General features: G+C 62.9%; 17 protein-coding genes. 14 read left to right on the plus strand and 3 right to left on the minus strand.

Translation table 11 applies throughout. From position 1 onward, the window contains the following. Nucleotides 1–352 precede the first annotated feature (352 nt). The 3 genes from BSP239C_RS10560 (at nucleotide 353) to BSP239C_RS10570 (ending at nucleotide 4,971) form a co-directional block, all read left to right on the plus strand. Nucleotides 353–547, plus strand: a complete 195-nt coding sequence (locus BSP239C_RS10560) for a hypothetical protein (protein WP_101572622.1) — start codon at nucleotides 353–355, stop codon at nucleotides 545–547. Next, complete coding sequence (locus BSP239C_RS10565; RefSeq protein ID WP_101572624.1) at nucleotides 544–3,138, plus strand: CDP-glycerol glycerophosphotransferase family protein; 2,595 nt, start codon at nucleotides 544–546, stop codon at nucleotides 3,136–3,138. Before BSP239C_RS10560 ends, BSP239C_RS10565 begins: the two co-directional genes overlap by 4 nt. A gap of 720 nt (nucleotides 3,139–3,858) precedes the next feature. Beyond that, nucleotides 3,859–4,971: a hypothetical protein gene (locus BSP239C_RS10570; protein WP_145997435.1), complete on the plus strand. Its 1,113-nt coding sequence runs from the start codon at nucleotides 3,859–3,861 to the stop codon at nucleotides 4,969–4,971. A gap of 21 nt (nucleotides 4,972–4,992) precedes the next feature. Here the strand turns inward: BSP239C_RS10570 and BSP239C_RS10575 are convergent, their stop codons facing one another. Together BSP239C_RS10575 and BSP239C_RS10580 are read right to left on the minus strand one after the other, a co-directional pair. After that, nucleotides 4,993–6,201: a YbfB/YjiJ family MFS transporter gene (locus tag BSP239C_RS10575; RefSeq protein WP_101572628.1), complete on the minus strand. Its 1,209-nt coding sequence runs from the start codon at nucleotides 6,199–6,201 to the stop codon at nucleotides 4,993–4,995. 133 nt (nucleotides 6,202–6,334) lie between these two features. Next, nucleotides 6,335–7,717, minus strand: a complete 1,383-nt coding sequence (locus BSP239C_RS10580; protein WP_101572630.1) for a cation:dicarboxylate symporter family transporter — start codon at nucleotides 7,715–7,717, stop codon at nucleotides 6,335–6,337. Between the two features lie 53 nt (nucleotides 7,718–7,770). Between BSP239C_RS10580 and BSP239C_RS10585 the strand changes: the two genes are divergently transcribed. The 6 genes from BSP239C_RS10585 (at nucleotide 7,771) to BSP239C_RS10610 (ending at nucleotide 12,716) form a co-directional block, all read left to right on the plus strand. After that, nucleotides 7,771–8,337, plus strand: a complete 567-nt coding sequence (locus BSP239C_RS10585; RefSeq protein WP_308298064.1) for a hypothetical protein — start codon at nucleotides 7,771–7,773, stop codon at nucleotides 8,335–8,337. Between the two features lie 43 nt (nucleotides 8,338–8,380). Then, entirely contained in the window at nucleotides 8,381–10,126 is a 1,746-nt protein-coding gene (locus BSP239C_RS10590; RefSeq protein ID WP_180958981.1) for a sensor histidine kinase, read from the plus strand. Further along, complete coding sequence (locus tag BSP239C_RS10595; RefSeq protein ID WP_101572634.1) at nucleotides 10,113–10,823, plus strand: response regulator; 711 nt, start codon at nucleotides 10,113–10,115, stop codon at nucleotides 10,821–10,823. Before BSP239C_RS10590 ends, BSP239C_RS10595 begins: the two co-directional genes overlap by 14 nt. Before the next feature lie 115 nt (nucleotides 10,824–10,938). Further along, a complete protein-coding gene (locus BSP239C_RS10600) occupies nucleotides 10,939–11,478 on the plus strand; it encodes a type IV toxin-antitoxin system AbiEi family antitoxin domain-containing protein (protein WP_101572636.1) in 540 nt (179 codons plus the stop codon). Further along, the gene (locus BSP239C_RS10605; RefSeq protein ID WP_226842081.1) at nucleotides 11,475–12,392 is read left to right on the plus strand and encodes a nucleotidyl transferase AbiEii/AbiGii toxin family protein; all 918 of its coding nucleotides are present in this window, start codon (nucleotides 11,475–11,477) and stop codon (nucleotides 12,390–12,392) included. Before BSP239C_RS10600 ends, BSP239C_RS10605 begins: the two co-directional genes overlap by 4 nt. Before the next feature lie 21 nt (nucleotides 12,393–12,413). Then, nucleotides 12,414–12,716 (plus strand): helix-turn-helix domain-containing protein, encoded by a 303-nt coding sequence (locus tag BSP239C_RS10610; RefSeq protein WP_226831672.1) that lies wholly within the window; start codon nucleotides 12,414–12,416, stop codon nucleotides 12,714–12,716. A gap of 55 nt (nucleotides 12,717–12,771) precedes the next feature. Here BSP239C_RS10610 and BSP239C_RS10615 read toward each other — a convergent pair whose 3' ends face one another. Then, nucleotides 12,772–13,719, minus strand: a complete 948-nt coding sequence (locus tag BSP239C_RS10615) for a LysR family transcriptional regulator (RefSeq protein WP_101572640.1) — start codon at nucleotides 13,717–13,719, stop codon at nucleotides 12,772–12,774. A 104-nt stretch (nucleotides 13,720–13,823) separates the two neighbouring features. On the opposite strand from BSP239C_RS10615, the gene BSP239C_RS10620 reads away from it, so the two are divergent. Genes BSP239C_RS10620 through BSP239C_RS10640 form a run of 5 tightly spaced genes read left to right on the plus strand, consistent with a single transcriptional unit; the run spans nucleotide 13,824 to nucleotide 20,946 of the window. After that, entirely contained in the window at nucleotides 13,824–15,368 is a 1,545-nt protein-coding gene (locus tag BSP239C_RS10620) for an aminotransferase class I/II-fold pyridoxal phosphate-dependent enzyme (RefSeq protein WP_226831671.1), read from the plus strand. A gap of 45 nt (nucleotides 15,369–15,413) precedes the next feature. Continuing rightward, a complete protein-coding gene (locus BSP239C_RS10625; RefSeq protein WP_101572644.1) occupies nucleotides 15,414–16,850 on the plus strand; it encodes an APC family permease in 1,437 nt (478 codons plus the stop codon). Then, on the plus strand, nucleotides 16,847–17,779 hold the full coding sequence (locus BSP239C_RS10630; protein ID WP_101572646.1) for a universal stress protein: 933 nt from the start codon (nucleotides 16,847–16,849) through the stop codon (nucleotides 17,777–17,779). The genes BSP239C_RS10625 and BSP239C_RS10630 overlap by 4 nt, the downstream gene beginning before the upstream one ends. A 43-nt stretch (nucleotides 17,780–17,822) precedes the next feature. Beyond that, nucleotides 17,823–19,247 (plus strand): diaminopimelate decarboxylase, encoded by a 1,425-nt coding sequence (gene lysA / locus BSP239C_RS10635; RefSeq protein ID WP_257930171.1) that lies wholly within the window; start codon nucleotides 17,823–17,825, stop codon nucleotides 19,245–19,247. Continuing rightward, a complete protein-coding gene (locus BSP239C_RS10640) occupies nucleotides 19,240–20,946 on the plus strand; it encodes an amidohydrolase (RefSeq protein WP_101572650.1) in 1,707 nt (568 codons plus the stop codon). The genes lysA and BSP239C_RS10640 overlap by 8 nt, the downstream gene beginning before the upstream one ends. Nucleotides 20,947–20,981 lie beyond the last annotated feature (35 nt).

Genomic DNA, 20,981 nt, shown 5'->3' on the forward strand with positions numbered 1-20,981 from the left:
GCTGGTGTGCACGGTTTCGGTGAGCAGGAGGCCGCCGGCCTGGCCGAGGGCATTGCTGGGTGCGGTATCGATGTGCAGGCGGGGATAGGTGCGGGTAGGCTTCACTCTGAGAGTGCTCCTTTTTAGTGGATTGATGTTGTCATCGCAAACACCATTATCCCTGGTCAGGAGCACTTTCTTCTTGTCGGTCCGGCATCTGGCAGACCCTAATCATGAAACCCCGAGGCTAATCATGAAAACTCGAGGTTAGACGTTCCGTCATCCTGACGACCTGTCGATTCCGTCTGCGCTCTACCATTTCTACGCCTACGCCACCGGCCAGGCGACTCCGAGCACTATCCGATACGCCTACATGGATATTGCCCGCGACGATGCTGAGCTCTACCTGCTGCGCCTGTCTCGAAGAAATGACATCGACGCATTGTGCCTCAATGACACGAATACAGCGGATGCGGATGAGGAACGGCTTGACGCGTTGCTAAGAAGCTTCCTCGACGACCACCTGCCGATCCCCAGCACATTTGAGAAGACGGAGCACAATCAGTGACCGATAAGAAATTTGCCGTAGTGTCCGCTGTCTACAATGTCGGCAGATACCTCGATGACTTCTTCGCGGCGATGGATAAGCAGACCTGTGATCATTCGATGATTGAAGTGATCCTCGTCGACGACGGCTCCACTGACGAATCTCCTAGCCGTCTGCAAGACTGGGCCACAGCGACAGACTATTCAGTCACAATTCTGACAAAGACCAATGGTGGACAGGCATCTGCCCGGAACCTGGGACTCGATGCGGTGACCGCAGAATGGGTGACGTTCATCGACCCGGATGACACAGTGGCTGACGACTACTTTGCTTTGGTTGATACCTGCATCCGTGCTCAGCCCAAGACTGAACTGGTCATTTGTCATCTAATGGATCATTTTGAAGCTACTGGGGTCATCAAGGATTCCCATCCACTGAAGTACCGGTTCCGCGGAGGCGACCAGCTCGTCGACGTCGACCGCTTCCCCGAATACGTGCATATGCATGCTTCTTCGGCATTCTTTCGGTTAACGCGGGTAAGTAAATTAGGTCTTCGATTCGATGAGAGGGTCCGACCAGTATTCGAAGACGCCCATTTTGTTCAGAAGTACCTGCTGGCTTTGTCAAAGAGATTGGTATTTGTGTCAGATTCGGCGCAGTATTTCTACCGCCGCCGTGCAGATAATTCGTCAACTCTGCAGAATAGCGCGATTGATCCCGGGAAATACACCGTCGTTCTTGAACACGGATGCCTTGATCTCCTTGAACAAGCAGGGCCGATTACTCCTCTGTGGTTGCAATATGCAGTCATCTACGAAATCACTTGGACCCTGCGGGCTGAAGAGGCTATGGCTTCGGGTACCTCTGGAATCGACTCTGAGACCGCCGCTCGTTTCCACGAGCTAGTCGGTAAAATCCGTCTGCATCTCTCGCGGGAAGCGATTGAAACGTTTCCACTAATCAAGCGCTCCACCGCGCAGTGGGAAGCGCTGGCATACGGCTACAATATTGAGGAATGGCGCTGGAGCTCGGTAGTCATCGACCACTTCGATGAGGCCCGTCGTCTTGTCGAACTCCGCTATCACTTCACGGGCAGCATGCCACACGAGGATATACGGTTCAGAGGCAAACGCGCGGCCCCGTTCGCCAGCAAGACACGGAGCTTTAACTATCTGCAAAGGACACTCCTTCATGAGCGGATTATCTGGGTACCCGTCGATGGAACTTTGGAGATTCGTCTTGATGGGCAATCGGTGCCGTTGACGTTTGAGTGGCCAAAACCCAAACAGTTCTCAGTTCGACCAGCCGCGGTTCAATCGCTTAGAGGCTCGCGAATACCACTCTCCAAACAGAAGAAGCGAAGGAAAACGGCTACGGGGAGCGACCGCGCAGTGTCTGCACTTGCCCGTGCGGAACCGATCCGTAGGCTCTTTGCCGGAGCCTGGGTACTGATGGATCGGGATGTGAACTGCAACGACAACGCCGAACATCTGTTCCGCTATCTGCGGAAACGACGGCGAGACATTAACGCCTGGTTCGTCGTGGAGAAGGACTCACCCGGTTGGAAGCGTCTGCGAGCCGAAGGGTTCAAACGATTGATCCCGTATGGATCGACTTTGTGGAGAGCCTTATGCCTCAACGCTCGATTCTTGGTGTCGTCCCACGCTGATCGGTATGTTTCCAATCCTTTTGTGCTCTCAAACGGTGAAAAGCCACGATGGAGATTTGTTTTTCTGCAGCATGGCGTGACCAAAGATGACATATCGCGTTGGCTCAACAGCAAAGACATTGCGGGAATGGTGGCGTCGACCGTTGACGAATATGCCTCTATCGCGGGGGACAACTCCCCCTATATTCTCAGTTCCAAAGAGGTCGCACTGACAGGTATGCCTCGCTACGATGTTCTGGCGAAGAAGGCAGCCGGTTGCGGTGCGGGCAGGCGTAGATCTATTACATTTATGCCGACATGGCGGCAGTTCTTAGCTGGTAAAGCGGTCGGGCAAAGCAATAGACGAGACCTAAACCCCGAGTTCTTCGGATCCGAATTCCTCCACCGATGGCTCGAATTTCTCCAATCTGACGAACTCAAAGAAACGGCCCAGGAACACGGATGCACGATCACATTCATGCCGCATCCAAACCTCGAAGGCTATCTCCCTGAGATCACTCTGCCCGTGCATGTTGAAGTCGTCACATACGCAGATGTCAACGTTCAAGATGTGATTGCCCGATCGGCGGTAGTCGTCACCGACTACTCGTCGATCGCCTTCGACGCTGCTGTAGTCCACCGTCCGGTCGTCTATTATCAGTTCGATCGCGATCGTGTCTTTGGCGGGGGCCATTTAACTAGGCCCGGTTATTTCTCTTATAAAAATGACGGGTTCGGCCCGGTGGCTGAAGAGCTGGGAGGCGTGCTGGATGCCCTGCGCGCGACGCTCGAGGGTGGTGTCGATCCCGCACCCGAATACCTCGAAAGGATCGAACGGACGTTCATCAAGCCTGGGAGAGCTTGCAGCGCTGTCACCGAGATGATTGAAAGCCTCGATCGTCCAGTGGCTGTCGGCGACCATCGTCCGACGCCACAGGCGCCTCAGATCCAGTACCTCAACTGACCGATGAATAGCTCGGTCCTTGGTACGACCAGGCGGAGGGGCCAATCCACGAATTGATCGCGGGGTCATTTCCCCAGGGCGAACTTCCCACCTATGGCGGAGCCAGCTAACTCGGACGGCTTAATATCCGGTGGTCGGGAAACTCCCGGGCATCTGGATCCGGTGATGAGTCGGAGTTCTCCACGTTGAAGGCCTCCGGCTATGCGGCTGCGGGCTCCTCGCTACCCTTCTTGATCGGTGAGAGGTCGAACTCCAGGGCTACTTGGCCACTGACGAGCACACCACCGGAATCCAGGTTGTTGTTCCACTTCATATCTCAGTCCTTGCCTTGGACGTGGTCGGATCCTTCGAACTCGGCGCGTAGATTCCCGAAAGAATCGAAGTCGATGTGTTCAAGTGGAATAGGTACAAGAAGTGGCAACGTCGTCAAAGCCCGAGTTGTGAGACACTCCAATGTGAGACAGAGGATCCCCAGCATGAAGGAGTGCGATAGTGGCCAGAAGCGGACAGCTGACGAAGGATGCTGATCGGGCGGTAGATTCGGCAGCGGTCACTCCGATTCGCTCCTGGCTTGCCCGAATGCGGTTGAGGTCCTGGATCTTTCGTCCCTTTCTATTCCTGATGGTCGGACTGATCCTGCTCGTGCTGTGCTGGTGGCTCTTCGGTCTCACAACCTCTGATTCGTTTTGGCGCGAAGCGGTCAGCGCCATCTTGGGTGCCGTGGCCACGATCATCGGTGCAACCGCAATCGCGTTCATTGCACTGCGGGAACAGCTGCGACGGGTGGAGGAGAAACGCCTACTCAAGCGATTTGAAGATCTGACATGGAAGCATTCCTCGATCCGTGTCGGGGCGATGGAGATTCCGGGCATAGCAGTCGTCGCATCCGCGACTCATGATGCAGGCTGGGACGCGAACACGATCGTGGAATTCGCGCCGGAGGGGAGCCCTCGTGCAACCGATGAGTTGACCGCTCGGGCGCTCGATGTGACCTTGCCAAAGCTTCAGGCGCAGGCTGAGGAACGAAAACTCACATTCTTCGATGATGACTGTGTCGATATTGTTGACGTTGATCTCACCACGATTAACAGGGATGGGAAACGGCGCCCAAAATTTACTTTCACTCCGGCCAAAGCACGCTATTTCGACTTCGCGGTGTCGTCGAGTCGGTTGGACGCCCCGGTTGACCCCGAGGTCGATCCTTTGCAGCCATCATTGCGGCAACTGTGGGGCCACGGTCCGTCCTCGCTTTTAGAAGTCTCGGCATTGCCGGCCGTAGCCAAACTGGGGTGCGGAACGGTGGCAGTGACGAAGGATTCACGCATCGTGTTCGGCATTAGGGGAAAGACCTTCATCGCATCGGATTCTGTTTCCGACTCAGCCCGTCGTTCACTGCATTTTGTGGCCGAAGGGATGATCCCGAAGGATCTCAACCAGGAAGGGCGGGTTGATCCGAAAGTAGGAATCACTCGTGGACTGGACGAGGAACTCAACATCGGGCTATCGAGTCGCAACATCGGCCGTGTCGCCGAGATGATTTCAACGGGAGTCTTCTTTGATCAACAGAGATGGCAGCCGTGCTTCTCCTATCTGAGCAGACTGGATATCACCTGGGACGAAGTTCAGACGGCGGCCCCGATCGCACGGGACGCGTGGGAAGTCGAGGCACTGATTTCGCTTCCCTTCGATATTGAGCACGCCGGAGTGAGACAGCTTCTGCTTGGAACCCACCCTGATTTCCGACTGGCCTCCAACCACGCTGCAGCGATGTTGTGGTTCGCGCTTCTGCACAACCACGGCTATCACGTAATGCGTGACCACTTGCTCTCATAGAGCAAGACGGCCACCTCGGCGTCATTTCTCTATATTGCCGGTCAGCGACCCGAGCAGGGTCAGGACCATGGCCAGAAGCAGAGCAACCGCGGCGGCGATGAAGCTGCCGATGACGGTCCCGCTGAGGACGAGGGCGATCAGGGCAGGGCCAGCGATCTGTCCGAGGCTGTACCAGGTCGTCAGCTTCGCTGCGGCGGCGGTGATCCCCATTTGTGTTCCTTCGCCGATGGTCATCATGACCGCCCCGACGAAGGTCCCGCCGAACAGTGCCGCAGCGATGAGGAGCAGGATCGGGTTGGTGCCGAAGACGGCGAGAACAGCCCCGCCGACCTGCAGGCAATAGCAGAAGGCGAGTCCTCGACGGGTGCCGATGCGGGCGGCGACGTTCGACCAGATCAACGGTGAGGCCGCCGTTGCGATACCAGCGACAACCCAGGTCGAGGCGGCGGCCGTCTCACCGAAGACGGGCTTGGCGAGCACCACCAGGTAGGTGCCGATGATGATGTAGCCGAAACCTTGGAAGAAGTAGCCTGCCGTGAGAACTGCCATGGCCCGGCGGAGCCTCGGGGGATCGGCGGTGATGTCGGGGCGATCGTTTGCGGCGACCACCTCGGCGGGCTTGTCGGCCGGCTTGCTTTCGCCGGGCGCCGGCATGGGCCAGGCCCATGCGATTACGGTGAACACGGCACTGAGCAGCGCACAGATCAGCCAGAGTCCGCGCCAATCGACGAGATTGCCGGCGGTGAGGACGATGACTCCGGAGATGAGGATGCCGGTGCCGATTCCGGCATAGACGAGGCCGGAATCGACCGGTCTGCGGGCCACGAACGGGATGCGCTGGGTGATGCAGACGAAGATCAGGCCCGAGGCGATTCCGGCCAGCGTACGCACCGATCCCTGCCAGACCAGATTCGACGTCAGGGGGATGGCGGCCAGGCACAGGGTGGAGACGATGAGGCTTAAGCGGTAGACGCGGCGGGTGGGTTCAACCCAGCCGCGGGCGATGACCAGGGAGCCGATGAAGTATCCCACGTAGTTGAGCGTGGCGATCCACGCACCCGGAGCCGGACTCCAATGCAATGCGGCGACCATGAGCGGGAGGACGGGTGTGTAGAAGAACCTGCCCATCCCCATGGCCAGAGCCAGTCCGAGGGTGCCGCGAACGGCGGTGGGATTTACGGTGTTGTCGGCGGTGAAGCCCACTGCCCTGCCTCCTGTCTGTGACGTCATCCATAGGAAACGATGTCATGAAAACGCGGCGACCGCCTCGGCGGGGGCGGATATGAAACAACACGGGTGCCGAGACTCCCGCGATGAGGGAGTGGCGGCACCCGCGTTGTGGATGGCCTTGCTCAGGTGAGGATCAGGCGCTGACGGCGACGCGTTCCTTCTCGTCGGGCTCGCCGCTCTCGTCCCAGGCACCGGGTGCCGGCGCTCCGTGGGCATCGGGTTCAAGCGAAAGCTCGTCGAAGGGGCTGGAGCCGTTCAGTGCTGCTCGAGCCTGGTCGAGGTCGATCTCATGCGTCCACTTGCCGATGAGCAGGGTGGCCACGGCGTTGCCGGTGAAGTTCGTCAGGGCGCGGCACTCGGACATGAACTTGTCGATGCCGACGATGACGCCCATGCCGTCGAGGAGCTCGGGGCGGTGTGACTGCAGGCCGGCGGCCAGGGTCGCCAGGCCCGCACCGGAGACTCCGGCAGCACCCTTCGACGCGATGATCATGAACACCAGCAGTGAGATCTGCTCGGGCAGGCTCATCGGCATGCCCATCGCCGTGGAGACGAACAGGGACGCCATGGTCAGATAGATCGCGGTGCCGTCGAGGTTGAACGAATAGCCGGTGGGCACGGTGATGCCGACGACCGGCTTCGAGACCCCGGCGTGCTCCATCTTCGCGATCAGACGCGGCAGTGCCGACTCCGAGGATGAGGTGGAGAAGATGAGCAGGAACTCACGGGCCAGGTATTTGAGCAGCAGGAAGATGTTGAGCCCGGTGACGACCTTGAGCATGGTGCCGAGGACGACGCTGATGAACAGCGCACAGGTGAGGTAGAAGGCACCCATGAGGATGGCCATCGACCCGATCGCAGCCCACCCGGTCTTGCCGACGACGGCAGCGATGGCACCGAAGGCACCGACAGGGGCGGCCCACATGATCATCATCATGAGCTTGAAGACCACGGCCTGGATGTGGCGGATGCCGGTGAGGACGGGCTGACCGGCCTTGCCCATCGACTGCAGGGCGAAACCGACGAGGAGCGCGAGAACCAAGGTCGGCAGGACCGGGATGTCGCCCGGGATGAGGCTCATCAGGAAGCCGACCATGCCGCCGTCATCGTCACCGCCGCCGGCCGCTTCATAGGGCTTGAGGTGCAGGCCCTCGCCGGGGTGGATGAGGTTGCCGACGAGGAGTCCGATGATCAGGGCGAATGTCGCCATGATGAGGAAGTAGATCAGCGCGATTCCGCCGACCTTGCCGACGGTGGCCGCCTTTGCCACCGAGCCGACGCCGAGGACGATCGTGCAGAAGATGATCGGTGCGATGATCATCTTGATCAGTGCCACGAAGGCGGTGCCCAAGGGTTCGAGGGCGATGCCGGCATCAGGGGCGATGAGCCCGATGGCCGCGCCGACGAAGACGGCGATGATGACCATGATGTAGAGCCAGTGGGTGCGGTCCTTCTTGCGGGGTGCCGGCGTTCCGCCGATATCCCCGGTTCCAATGTCTTTTGGCAACGCTGCCATGTCTCCTCCTTGAGAGAGTGTGCTCGCGACGTCTGGTCGCGAAGAATTTCTCAATGAGCATTCCAGAGACTGTGACGGCTGTCTCGGTTGCGTTCATAGTGTTCATGGACACAGTCGGCAGGTCGGCTAGTCTGGGGTTTGTCGGTCACGATCAGGTGGCCGCGAGCCATGACGATATGAAGGGACAGCTCATGAAACTCGATACAGCACTTCTGCGCGCCATCCCGGGTGCGTTCATTCTGAACTCCGGCATCGGCAAGCTCGGCATGGACGAAACCACGGCGGGTGGCCTGCAGCAGATGGCCGCCAACGGTGTCCCCATGGTCGAGAACATGACCCCCGCCCAGTTCGGGAAGTTCCTGTCCTACGGTGAGATCGCCGTCGGTGCCGCACTGCTGCTGCCCTTCGTTCCCACCCGCATCGCCGGAGCCGCGCTGACCACGTTCTCCGCCGGTCTCGTCGCGAACTACTTCTCCATTGACTCCATGACCAAGGACGACGGCATCCGCCCTTCCGAGGACGGTACCGCCGTGGCCAAGGACACCTGGCTGGCTGCCATCGGTGTCTCACTGATGCTTGCCAGCGGATCGAAGAAGAAAAAGAAGAAGTCCAAGAAGTAATCGTCGACGATCTCGTCATCGACGAAGGGACAGTTGGATAGTGATGGCTCCCGGGACGCGGCTCCGTCCCCGGCACCGGCGGCGCAGCGGCACCTTGGCCCGGCGGCTCTTCCTCATGCAGCTGGCGCTCATCGTCATCGTCTGCACCGCCCTGTCCATCACCAGCTACGTCACGACGTTGGCCTCGGCCCGGCAGGCAACCTCGGAGCGGGTGCTCTCCATCGCCGAGACCCTGGCCCATGACCCCTTCGTCATCTCATCGGTGGAAGGCTCGGACGCCTCGGCGAAGCTGCAGCCCTATGCGCTGACCGTCATCGACACCGCCGAGGTCGACTTCGTGACGATCATGGACCGCGACCGCACCCGGTACACGCACCCGGATGCTCAGCAGCTGGGCAAGGACTATATCGGCAGCATCGACAAGGCCCTGGCCGGTGAGAGCCAGGTCGAGGAATACGAGGGGACGCTGGGGGAGTCGGTGCGGGCCATCGTGCCGATCACCGACTCATCCGGCGAGGTCACAGCCATGGTCGCGGTCGGGGTGACGCTGAAGACCCTGTCGGTGGCACGGGCTGCCGCACTCCCGCAGATCATCATCGTCGGCCTCGCCGCAATCGCGTTGGGCGGGCTCGGGTCCTGGGTGCTCAGCCGCTACCTGCGCCGAGTCACCCTCGGCTACGGTCCCGAGCAGCTCAAGTCCCTGTTCGCGTTCTACGATTCCGCCTTGCATTCGCTGCGCGAAGGCCTCGTCCTCGTGAACGGTGATGGGCAGCTGGTGCTCTACAACGATGAGGCCGCTGAGCTGCTGGGTCTGCCCGAGCCCGATGACCGTGATCCCATTCCCCTCGCCGAGGTGGCCCTGCCCACGTCCGTGTCATCCCTGTTCTCATCCGGTCGGGATGCCGTCGATGAGATCCATCTGACCCGTGACCGTGTCCTCGTGGTCAACCAGAAGCAGGCGAGCCAACCGGACAACGGTGCCCTCAGCGGAGGTGGTTCTGGGAGTGGTGGTTCCCGGGGTGGTGCTGGTTCCGGCGGCACCGTGGCGACTCTGCGTGATCGCACCGATATTCAGGAGCTCACCGGTGAGCTCGAGACGATGACGACGCTGACCGAGGCCCTGCGGGCTCAGACCCATGAGCATGCCAACCGACTGCACACGGTGGCGACGCTCATCGAGCTGGGACGCTCGCGGGAAGCCCTGGACTTCGCCGTCCGCGATCAGCAGGAGTCGCAACGACTGACCGATTCGTTCGTCGATTCCCTCGACGAACCCTTCATCACGGCTCTTATGATCGGCAAAGCCGCGCAGGCCAATGAACGCGGGATCGAGCTCACAGTCACGGCCACGGGTGAGCTGCCGGCGGGCAGCCTCGATGCCCGTGACCTCGTCACTGTGGCCGGCAACCTCCTCGACAACGCCTTCGATGCCGCGGCCGAATCCGAAGAGCGGCACGTATGGGCCGACTTCGTTGCCGCCGACGCAGAGCTCATCATCACGATCGCAGACTCCGGCCCGGGCATCGAAGAGCCTGAGATCGATGCGATCTTCCACCTCGGCGCCTCAGGCAAGGCAGCACCGCCGCATTCGGGTGGACGCGGATTCGGGCTGGTCCTCGTGCGCCAGGCCGTGACTAGACTCGGTGGGGAACTCGACGTCGAATCGGATGGCGGCGCGATCTTCACGGTGACGTTGCCACTGACTGAGGACAACCTCGGCGAGGGTGGCGATTTCACAGCAGAAGACGACTCCGGACATGGAAGGGAGGGTGAGGATGACCGGCAATGATGCCGAGCTGCGGGTGCTCATCGTCGAAGACGATCCGATGACCGCCGAGGCTCACGGGGACTATGTCCGCAAGGTCCCCGGCTTCACCGTCGCGGCCATCTGCCTCAGCGGACACGAGGCGCTCGCCCGCTACGATGGCCTGGCGGCCGAGGGTGCCCCGGTCGACATCGTGCTGCTCGACATGAATCTCACGGACTCCCACGGTCTCGACGTGGCCAAGCGCATGAACACGCGCGGTCACGGGGCTGACATCATCGCGATCACCGCAGTGCGCCACCTGCAGATCATCAGGTCCGCAATCTCCACCGGGATCACGCAGTACCTCATCAAACCCTTCACCTTCGCCGCCTTCCGCGAGAAGCTGGAGAATCAGCGGGCGTTCCGGCTCAACCTCGGCGATGGAGGTTCGGGCTCGTTGGCGACTCAGGCGTCGGTCGACAATGCCCTGAGTGCGCTGCGTTCCGTTTCGCCGGACCGACTGCCGAAGGGGCTCATCGAGGAAACCCTGGCTGCGATCTCTGGCGTCGTGCGGGATGCTGACTCTGCTGTGTCGGCCACCGAGGTCGCGACGGCATTGGATCTCTCACGCGTGACGGTGCGCCGGTATCTGGAGCATCTGGTGAAGACCAAACAGGCTGTCAAGCAGCCGCGGCATGGGACTCCAGGGCGCCCGGAGTATGAGTACCGGTGGGTGTGAGGTTGAGGCCCCTCTGAGTGCGCCGAAGCAGTTGTTCACGACGCCTCGATCTGCCGAGACTGTCAAAACCGTACCGAAACTGGTACGCTTTTGACATAAGGGGGGAGGCGGAGTCATGGGCTACCGACACGATCTGTGGGAGATCGCAGCAGAACAGCACGGTGTCGTCACGATCACCGAGGCTGAGGACGCGGGGGTGCCCGCCGTCGAGGTGCGCAAACTTGCCCACCGCGGCGCACTGCAGGCGTATGGCAATGGCGTGTACATCCACCGTAGTGTGCCCACCACAGACCTGACCGAGCCGGCGGCGGCGACGGCGCTGGCCGGTGACGGGGCATTCCTTGAGCGGGAGACTGTGCTCGATCTGCTTGGCCTGGGACAGTTCAATCCGCACCGCATCCGGGTGGCGACCCGTCGCCGAGTGCGCAGGACCCTTCCCGAGTGGGTTGACCTCGAGACGCGGATGGATGTCCCCGACGAGGACCTGACACATTACGAAGGCATCCCCACGACCACTGTTCGTCGCGCTCTCGTCGACGTGCATGACAGGATGCCATCGGAGCGGTGGAAAACGCTGGTCGAACAGGCACGTCAGCGCGAGTTGATCGACAACCACGACGTCGCGAATCTGACAGGTCAACGGGGCGCTGCATGAACACCGCGGCACCGCCTCTGAACTTGGCGCAGTTGAACACCCGGGTGGAAGAGGCTGCTCGAGGCCTTAGGGTGCCTGCGATTCGCGTGCGTAGAATGCTCTGCACGCTCATCGTGTCCCAAATGCTGCCTGACGCCGTCGCCATCAAGGGTGGCATGGGCGTAAAGCTGCGCATGGGGGAGAGTGGGACACGAGCCACAGCCGATCTTGACGTCTCCACGCTACGGCGGGGTGAAGAGCTTGAAGAGACACTCCGGGCAAGTCTGAACTCGGGCTGGGGCACGGTGCCCGCGACCAAGGGTGCACGCAAAAAAGATCCTGACGCGCCGGATCGCGTGGCGTTTACTGCGGACTTGAAGCCTCGGTTGCTGCACGACCCCGGGCTTGCTCAGCCCCAGTACGTGATGCACCCCTACCGGGTCACATTGTCATTTCTTGGTAGGGAATGGGGCGGTCTCGATCTGGAGGTGTCTGATCCTGAGATCGAGCCGCATGCTCATACTCGTCGCCAGATCGACGGCGAGCTCATTGAGCTGAGTAGTCGATTTGGCTTCGGAGCGCTACAGCCAGTCGAGCTGATCGACCTGGAGTACCAGATTGCGCAGAAGATCCACGCGTTGACGGATCCCGACTACTCCCGCGCCCATGACCTGGTGGATCTGCAGCTGCTTTGGGCCGCTGAGCCTGAGCTGGACTCCGTGCGAGAATTCTGTGTGCGCACATTTAACTTCCGTCGCGCGCAGGAGTGGCCCCCGCTGCCGTTGCGACCTATGGACGATTGGGAGCCCGCATATAAACTCTCCCGCGAAGAGACTGAGATCGATGGAGACACACTGGTGCTGGCAGATATCGATTCGGCGCGAGAGTGGCTTAAGCAGATGATCACGTCCATCGATGCAGCCGCAGTAACGTGAAGGCCCGATTATGGGCGGTGATTGCCTGCTCGCCTTCCGGCCTTGCTGCCTCGGCATCTGCCGTCACGTGTACTCAGCGCATTGCGCTCGGTGTCCTCGGAACGGCTGCCGAAGGGCCTGATCGAGGAGACGCTGGCCGTGATCTCTGGTGTCGTGCGGGATGCTGACTCTGCTGTGTCGGCCACCGAGGTCGCGACGGCATTGGATCTCTCACGCGTGACGGTGCGCCGGTATCTGGAGCATCTGGTGAAGACCAAACAGGCTGTCAAGCAGCCGCGGCATGGGACTCCAGGGCGCCCGGAGTATGAGTATCGGTGGGTTTGAGGTTGAGGCCCCTCTGCTCGTGACCGGCTGAAGCTTCCTTCGGCTATCACAAGGACTACCGTCCAGATCGGTGGACCGAGCTATCGCCGATCAAGCTGGTGCAGTCAGTGATGATGTCGGAAAGCTTGCGTGTGTTCGCCGCGAGCTCGGAGCCCTTCGGGCTGTGCGGGGTGGCCAGCAGAAGGGACCGGGAGAAGGCCGGATCGTCGATGGGCAACAGCGCCACTCCCGGGCGGGGGCCCATCGAAGCCAGCAGCGGGACGAGACCGACAACCATCTCCGCGGCGATCATGCCCAGCATCACCGAGTAGTCGTCGGTGCGGAACTTGACCTCGAGCTGATGACCGGCCGCCTTGAATGCATCGACGACGACCGTGTCGATGGGATCGTCCCGGGTCGCGCCGAGCAGCCAGTTCTCGTCCTGCAGCCCGACCAGGGTCTCCATGTCGATCGACTCCCGGCGCGCCAGAGGGTGGGAGGTCGGCAGCGCCAGCTGCATCGGTTCACGGAACACCTCTGTCGTGGTCACTGTCGGCGTGAAGGGCAGATCGTAGCCGGGCACCGAATAGAGCAGCACAGCGTCGTACTCGTGCTGGTTGACATGCGCGACGAGCTGGTAGATCTCCTCGAGCGTGCTGTCGATGTGCAGACCGGCGAGCTTCGACTTCTTGACGATCGAAGGAAGCAGCGCCGAGGCGGCTGTGGGGAAGGTGCCGAACTTCATCCGCGTCAGACCGCTCTGCGCATGCGCCTGCACATCGTGCAGGGCGCGCTGGGAGAGTGTAAGGATCCGCTGCGCCCGATCGAGCATGATCTCACCGGCCGCTGTCAGTGACGAACCACGCGTCGAACGCTTGACGAGGGGGGTGCCGCAGAGGCGATCGAGATTGCGCAGATGGTAGTCGACCGAAGGCTGGCTCCAGGCCAGCTGTTTGGCAGCTCGCGCCACCGAACCCGTCTGGGCCACTGCGGTCAGGGCCTGCATCTGACGAAGATCGAGCATGCCCCGATCCTACGCGGTTCGAGCCCTTCGTTCCATACAGCCTATGGAGCGAACCAGGGATCTGGGGGATTCCTCCCACGGATCTGATGCGCAACGATAGCCCTATGTTGGAATCGCTCACGGACACTTCAGCCCCGCAGAATCGCCTCAGACGTTATCGCCTCGACCAGGACCGGTCCCCCTATTCCGACGCTCTGAGAGCTCTGGCCTCCCGCGATTCGATCAAACTCATGGTCCCGGGCCACGGCGGCACTGACGCCGGCATCAGCGACTTCCTGACCGACTTCATCGGAGAGAGGGCCGTCAGCCTCGACGTGCCCATGCTGCTTGAGGGCATCGACCTCGAGGACGACTCTCCGTTCGCCGACTCACTGGCCCTGGCCGCCGACGCCTGGGGAGCCCGCCGCACCTGGTTCCTCACCAACGGCGCCTCCCAGGCCAACCGCACCGTCGCGCTCGCCGTCGCCGGTCTCGGCGAGAACGTCATCGCCCAGCGCAGCGCCCACTCGAGCTTCAGCGACGGTGTGGTGCTCGCCGGCCTCCATCCCAGCTACGTCCTGCCCTCGGTCGACGCTGTAAACGGGATCGCTCACGGCGTGTCCGTCGCTGCCCTCGACGCGGCCCTCAGCCTGGCTGAGGACGAGGGCCGCCCCGCCTCGGCGGTCTACATCGTCTCGCCGAGCTACTTCGGCTCCGTTGCCGATGTCCGCGGTCTGTCCGAGGTCGCCCACGCTCACGAGGCGCCGCTCATCGTCGACGGCGCCTGGGGCCCGCACTTCGGATTCCACCCGAGCCTGCCCGAATCCCCGGCCCGCCTCGGCGCCGACCTCGTCGTCTCGAGCACCCACAAGCTCGCCGGGTCGCTCACCCAGTCGGCGATGCTCCACCTCGGCGAGGGCCCGTTCGCCGAGGCGCTCGAGCCCCTCATCGACCGGGCGATGACGATGACGGCCTCGACCTCCTCCTCGGCACTGCTCATGGGCTCGCTCGACATCGCCCGACGCGCCCTGGCCACCGGTGAGGACAGGATCGGCCGCTCGATCGACACGGCGCTGCGCTTCCGTGAGCTGCTGGAGACCGATGAGCGCTTCGCCGATGTCAGCGAGGGCTTCGATGCCTTCCCCGATATCGCCGATACCGACCTCCTGCGGGTGCCCATCGACCTCTCGGCCACCGGAATCAGCGCCCACTGGGTCCGCGACCGGCTCATCACCGAACACGACCTGTACTTCGAGATGTCGACCGATACGACACTCGTGGCCGTCATCGGCGCCGGCAAGACTCCGGATGTCGACCGCGTCTTCGCCACCCTCATCGCGGTCATCGACTCGCCCGAGGGCCGGGCCGAGGCGGCGAGCGGAGGCGCGCGGACGGACTTTCCGGAGCTGCCCGCCCCCGGACGGATGCGTGTGCGCCCGCGTGAGGGATACTTCGCGGCCACCGAGATCGTGCCTGCCGCCGAGGTCGTGGGCCGGATCTCCGCGGACTCCCTGGCCGCCTACCCTCCGGGTGTTCCGAACGTCATGCCCGGTGAGGAGATCACCGACGAGGCCCGCGACTTCCTCGCCGCGATCGCAGCCTCACCCTCGGGCTTCGTCCGCGGAGCCGTGACTCCAAGCGTCGACAGCTTCCGAGTCCTCAGGGACTGAATACCGACCGGTCCACCCCCTAAGACAACGACGTCTGGAGAACCCGTGCCCACACCCACACTGCGCCAACAGCTCTTTCGAGTGAAGCCCGTGCCCGTCTACAGTGAAACGCCGGACAGCGGCCTGAAGAGGAGTATCGGCCTGTTCCCGCTGACGATGATCGGAGTCGGTGGCACCATCGGCACGGGCATCTTCTTCATCCTCTCCGAAGCCGTTCCGATCGCCGGGCCGGCTGTGATCGTCTCCTTCATCATCGCCGGCGTCGTCGCCGGACTCTCTGCCCTGTGCTATGCCGAGCTCGCCGGCAGCGTGCCGGTCTCCGGATCCTCGTACTCCTACGCCTACAGCACTCTGGGTGAGCTGCCGGCCATGGGCGTCGCGGCCTGCCTCCTGCTCGAATACGGAGTGTCGACGGCGGCCGTGGCCGTGGGCTGGTCGCAGTACGTCAACCAATTGCTGCTCAACCTCTTCGGCACCCAGCTGCCGGAGGCGCTGTCCTATGCCCCCGAGGAGGGCGGCATCGTCAATCTGCCGGCCGTCATCCTCATCATGCTCTGCGCCCTGCTGCTCATTCGCGGCGCGGCCCAATCTGCGATCACCAACACCGTCATGGTCGTCATCAAGATCGCCGTGCTCGGCTTCTTCGTAGCCGTCGGCTTCACCGGCTGGAACGCCGATCACTTCGCAGACTTCGCGCCGTTCGGCTTCGCTGGTGTGATGACCGGTGCCGGCATCATCTTCTTCTCCTTCGTCGGCCTCGACGCCGTGGCCACCGCCGGGGACGAGGCGAAGAACCCGCGTCGCAACCTGCCCATCGCCCTCATCTCTGCTCTCGTCATCGTCGCCTCGGTCTACGTCCTAGTCGCTCTCGCCGGACTCGGTGCGCAGAAGGCCGAAGATTTCGACGGGCAGTCCGCTGGCCTGTCAGCGATCCTTGAGGAGATCGTCGGTGCCCAATGGCCCGGTACCGTGGTCGCCATCGGTGCGGTCATCTCGATCTTCAGCGTCACGCTCGTCGTCCTCTACGGACAGACCCGCATCCTCTTTGCCATGTCCAAGGACGGTATGGCCCCGAAAGTCTTCCAGCAGGTCAATCCGCGCACGATGACTCCGGTGCGCAACACCCTGATCGTTTCCGCCGTTGTGGCGGTCCTCGCCGGCGTCCTGCCAATCAACTTCCTCGCCGAGATGACCTCGATCGGCACTCTTGCCGCCTTCCTCGTGGTGTCCATCGCCGTGATCGTCCTCCGCCGCCGGGAACCGAACCTCGAGCGCAGTTTCAGGGTCCCGTTCTATCCGGTCATTCCCGTCCTGTCGATCATCGGCTGTCTGTGGATCATCAAAGATCTGCGCCCGGTGACGATCTTCGTCTTCATCATCTGGACCGCTCTCGTGCTCGTCTGGTATTTCTTCACCGGACGGAAGAATTCGGTCCTTGCCCGGGAGCTCGCCGCCGCCGAGGTGGGGGAGGCGATCCGATGAGCATCGTCGTCGGCGTCGTCCCCGGCCGCGATCCCCGACCGCCCGTCCGGCTCGGGGCGCTCATGGCCCGCTCCTACGGACGCAGGCTCGTCCTCGTGTCGATCATCTCCAGACCGTGGGGCTCCGGCGGCAGCGGAGTGGATGCCGAGTATCGCCGCTATCGAGAGAGCGAGACCGCCCGTTGTCTCGAAGCGGCGGCGACCATGGTCCCCGACGGGATCGCTGTCGAGCAGCTCAGCCGCGAGGCCCATTCCCCGCGCAGCGGGCTCCGGAGGGTCTGCCGCGAGATCGGCGCCCATCGTCTCGTCCTCGGCTCCTCCGAGGATGCGCCTGTCGGCCGTATCCGTCTCGGTGGAGTCTCGACCGGCCTGCTCCACAGCGCCACGCTGCCGGTGGCGCTGGCACCACGAGGCTTCGACGCCGCCGATTCGGAGCGGATCACTCGAATCAGCGCCGCCTTCAACGGCACTGGCACCTCTGCTCGACTTGTCCTCGGAGCCGCGACGGTTGCCTCCGCGGCGGGAACCCAGCTGCGCATCGTCGCTTTCACGCCCCGACAGGGCAGGGCGACGACGGGCCTCGAAGCGGGTCTGGGAGCAGACATCGAGGATGAGATCGTCGAACAGTGGGAAGCCGAGATCCAGCAGCGGACACAGAAACTCATCACCGAGATTTCGGAGCGGGAGCCCACGCCTACCCGTACCGAAGCGGTCATCGGTTCCGGCGAGACCTGGGACGAAGCGGTGGCGGACGTGGCGTGGGTTCCCGGGGAGGTCCTCATGATCGGATCTCGCACACTCGGTGCGCTGACGCGCCTGTCGCTCGGCTCACGTGCGGCGAAGATCCTCAAGAATGCCCCGGTGCCGGTTGTGCTCGTCCCACACCGCGCCGGTGAGACCTACGCCGCCGCTGCCGATTCCGCACGGTGAAGCGGATCCGCCGATGACAGGAGAAAACACAACTATGCACACTATGAAGGCCCCTTCGAACCAGGTGGATGAAGCTGCCGCCGCATGCGGGACCGGGCCCACTGCAGCTCGGCCGGCACCGGATGGCACCCGCCTGGGCGAGCTGTGGTCGGTGCTGCCGCAGAACTCCGGGGTCGATGCCGAGGGAGTACTCGAGATCGGTGGCGTGCCGGTCACAGAACTCGCCGAACGGTACGGGACGCCCCTCTACGTCTATGACGAAGCAGGACTGCGCCGACGGATCCGCGCCTTCGTCGGCGGTCTTGCGGCCCGGTGGCCGAACTCCCAGGTCCTCTTCGCGTCGAAGTCTTTCCCCGCCGTGGGGATGTACCGGTTGGCCTACGAGGAGGGAGCGAACATCGACGTCGCAGGCGGGGGAGAGCTGCGGATGGCGCTTGCCGCCGGAGTCGCTCCGGAAAGAATCCACTTCCACGGCAATGCGAAGACCGATGCCGAACTGACGATGGCCCTGCAAGCGGGCATCGACACGATCATCGTCGACAACGAGGACGAACTCGACCGGCTCGACCGGCTCCTCACGACCCCGCAGAAGCTCCTTCTGCGCGTCATCCCCGGCGTTGATGCGAAGACCCACGCCTCCCAAGCGACCGGCGGACTCGATTCGAAGTTCGGCCTGCCCATGGACCAGGCGCTCGCCGCCATCGAGCGCATGCGCTCTCATCCGCTCATGGACTTCGAGGGAGTGCATCTGCACATCGGCTCGCAGATACTCGACACCACGCAGTTCGCCGAGGCCGTCGAGAAGATCTCCACTGCCGGGACGTTCCCCACCTACGATGTCGGTGGTGGACTCGGCGTCAGGTACACCTACGAAGACGAGGACCCCGGTATCGATGAGTACCTCGACGCCATCGTCACCGCTGCTCGTCAGCACCTGCCGCCTGCGGCCCGGCTGCTCATCGAGCCCGGTCGCTCGATCGTCGCTCGCGCCGGTGTCACCGTCTACGAGGTCATTACCGTCAAGCGCACCGGTAGGACCTTCGTCGCCGTCGACGGGGGACTCGCCGACCAGCTCGACGTTGCGCTGACCGGTCAGCGTTTCGAAGCGATCCTCGCCAATCGAGCCACCGATGCCTGGACCGAGACCGTCCAGATCGTCGGCCGACAGTGCGAATCCGGTGACCTCCTCGTCGATCAGGCACCGCTGCCAGCTGCCGAAGTCGGCGATGTCCTCGTTCTGGCCACGACCGGTGCCTACGGGTACACGATGGCGAACAACTACAACGGCGCGCTCAGACCGGCTGTCGTCTTCGTCTCCGAGGGCCATTCCCGCTTGGTCGTGCGGCGCGAGAGCTATGAAGATCTGCTCGCCCTGCACGAACCGATACCCGAGACCAGGACAGCTGCGAACCCGACAGCTGCGAACACGGCAGCATCGCTGCCGAAGGAGGACAATCCCCATGCTTGATCTGCTGCTCACCGACGCCCGCGTGCGCACCTTCGACCCGAATCGGCCCTGGGCCGAAGCCGTCGGAATCACCGGCGGACGTATCGCCTACGTCGGGGCTGCCGCGGACGCTCCCGCAGCGAAGGAGACCCGCCGCCTCGGCGGGAACCTCCTCTCCCCCGGCATCATCGACAGCCACAACCACCTGCTGCTCGGCTTCGACTCCGATGCCGTCAGCCTCGAAGGGGCGGAGACCCTGGCCGAGGTGCGTTCGCGCATCAGCCGCCTCGCCGCCGAACGCCCCGACCTCGATTGGGTGTGTGCGGAGAACGCCGTCTACTCGATCGTCGACGACCGCCGCCCCAACGCCGATGACTTGGCCGGACTGGCCGACCGTCCCATCTTCGTCACCACCTACGACCAGCACTCCGTGTGGCTCAACGACGCGGCCCTGACCATCCTCGGCATCCACGATGGTGCGGACATCGCCTGGGGACGGGCCGAACGCGACTCCTCGGGACGGGCCACGGGCTGGGTCACCGACTTCTACACCTCGGCGATGACGAGCGCAGGTCTGGCCGCTCTTCAGCGTGATATCCCGATGTACTCGCCTGAGCGCCGCTACAAGAAGATCCTCGGCAGTCTCGATATGGCCACCCGCTCGGGCATCACCACCGTCGTCGAACCGCAGGTGCCCGTGGCCGAGATCGGCCTGTTCGACCGTGCCCTGCGCGAAGACCGGCTGTCCTCCCGCGTCATCGCCGCCCTGTTCCACCCTGTCGACTCCGCACCTGAGTTCCGGCAGGAGCTGCGCACGGCCGTCGATGACGCCCCGCGCAGCGACCGGCTGCAGTTCGGGCCGATCAAACTCTATGCCGATGACGTCATCGAACCGCATACGGCCTGGATGCTCGCCGACTACGCCAACCGTCCCGGCCACCGCGGACACCCCTCCGCCCCGATCGGAGAACTGACGAAGATCGTCACTGAACTCGACCGGCTCGGCTTCCAGACCCACACCCACGCCACTGGCGACGGGGGAGTCCGGCTGGCCTTGGATGCCATCGACGCGGCACAGGCGACCAACGGCACTCGTGACCGCCGGCACGGGATCGTCCACGTCGAATGCCTCGACCCGGCCGATCTGCCGCGGTTCGCCGATCTCGGCATCGCGGCCGCAATGCAGCCTCGCCACGCCTCCCCGGACCTCATCGAGGGTACGTGGATGGACAACGTGGGCCAGCAGCGCTGGGACCGCGCCTGGCGCGTGAAATCACTCATGGACAGCGGGGCGCATGTGGCCCTGTCCAGCGACTGGCAGGTGGGGGAGATGGACCCGTTGGTCGGCATCTACTCCGCCCTGACCCGCGCCGGCCTCGATGGATCCAGTTCGTGGACGCCCGATGAGATCATCACCCTCGACCAGGCGCTCTTCGGCTACACGCGAGAGGGCGCATGGGCCTGGCATGCCGAGGATCGCCTCGGCGTCATCCGACCTGGCGCCGTCGCCGACCTTGTCGCCTGGTCGGCCGATCTCTACCGGCTCGACCCGTCGGCGCTGCTCGAACAGCGCGCCGATCTCACCATCGTCGGCGGACAGATCGTCCACGACACGGGCGCCACCGGTGGCGAGCAGGGCGAACAGGGTCTCAACCGTGTCGACATCGCGGCGAAGACCCTCAACCCCGATCGCAGCTGTGCGGGTCACGGGCATCAATAGTGTTATTTTGTGTTGAACGACGATTCAGTTAGGAG

Source organism: Brevibacterium sp. 239c (assembly GCF_900169365.1).
Lineage (GTDB): Bacteria > Actinomycetota > Actinomycetes > Actinomycetales > Brevibacteriaceae > Brevibacterium.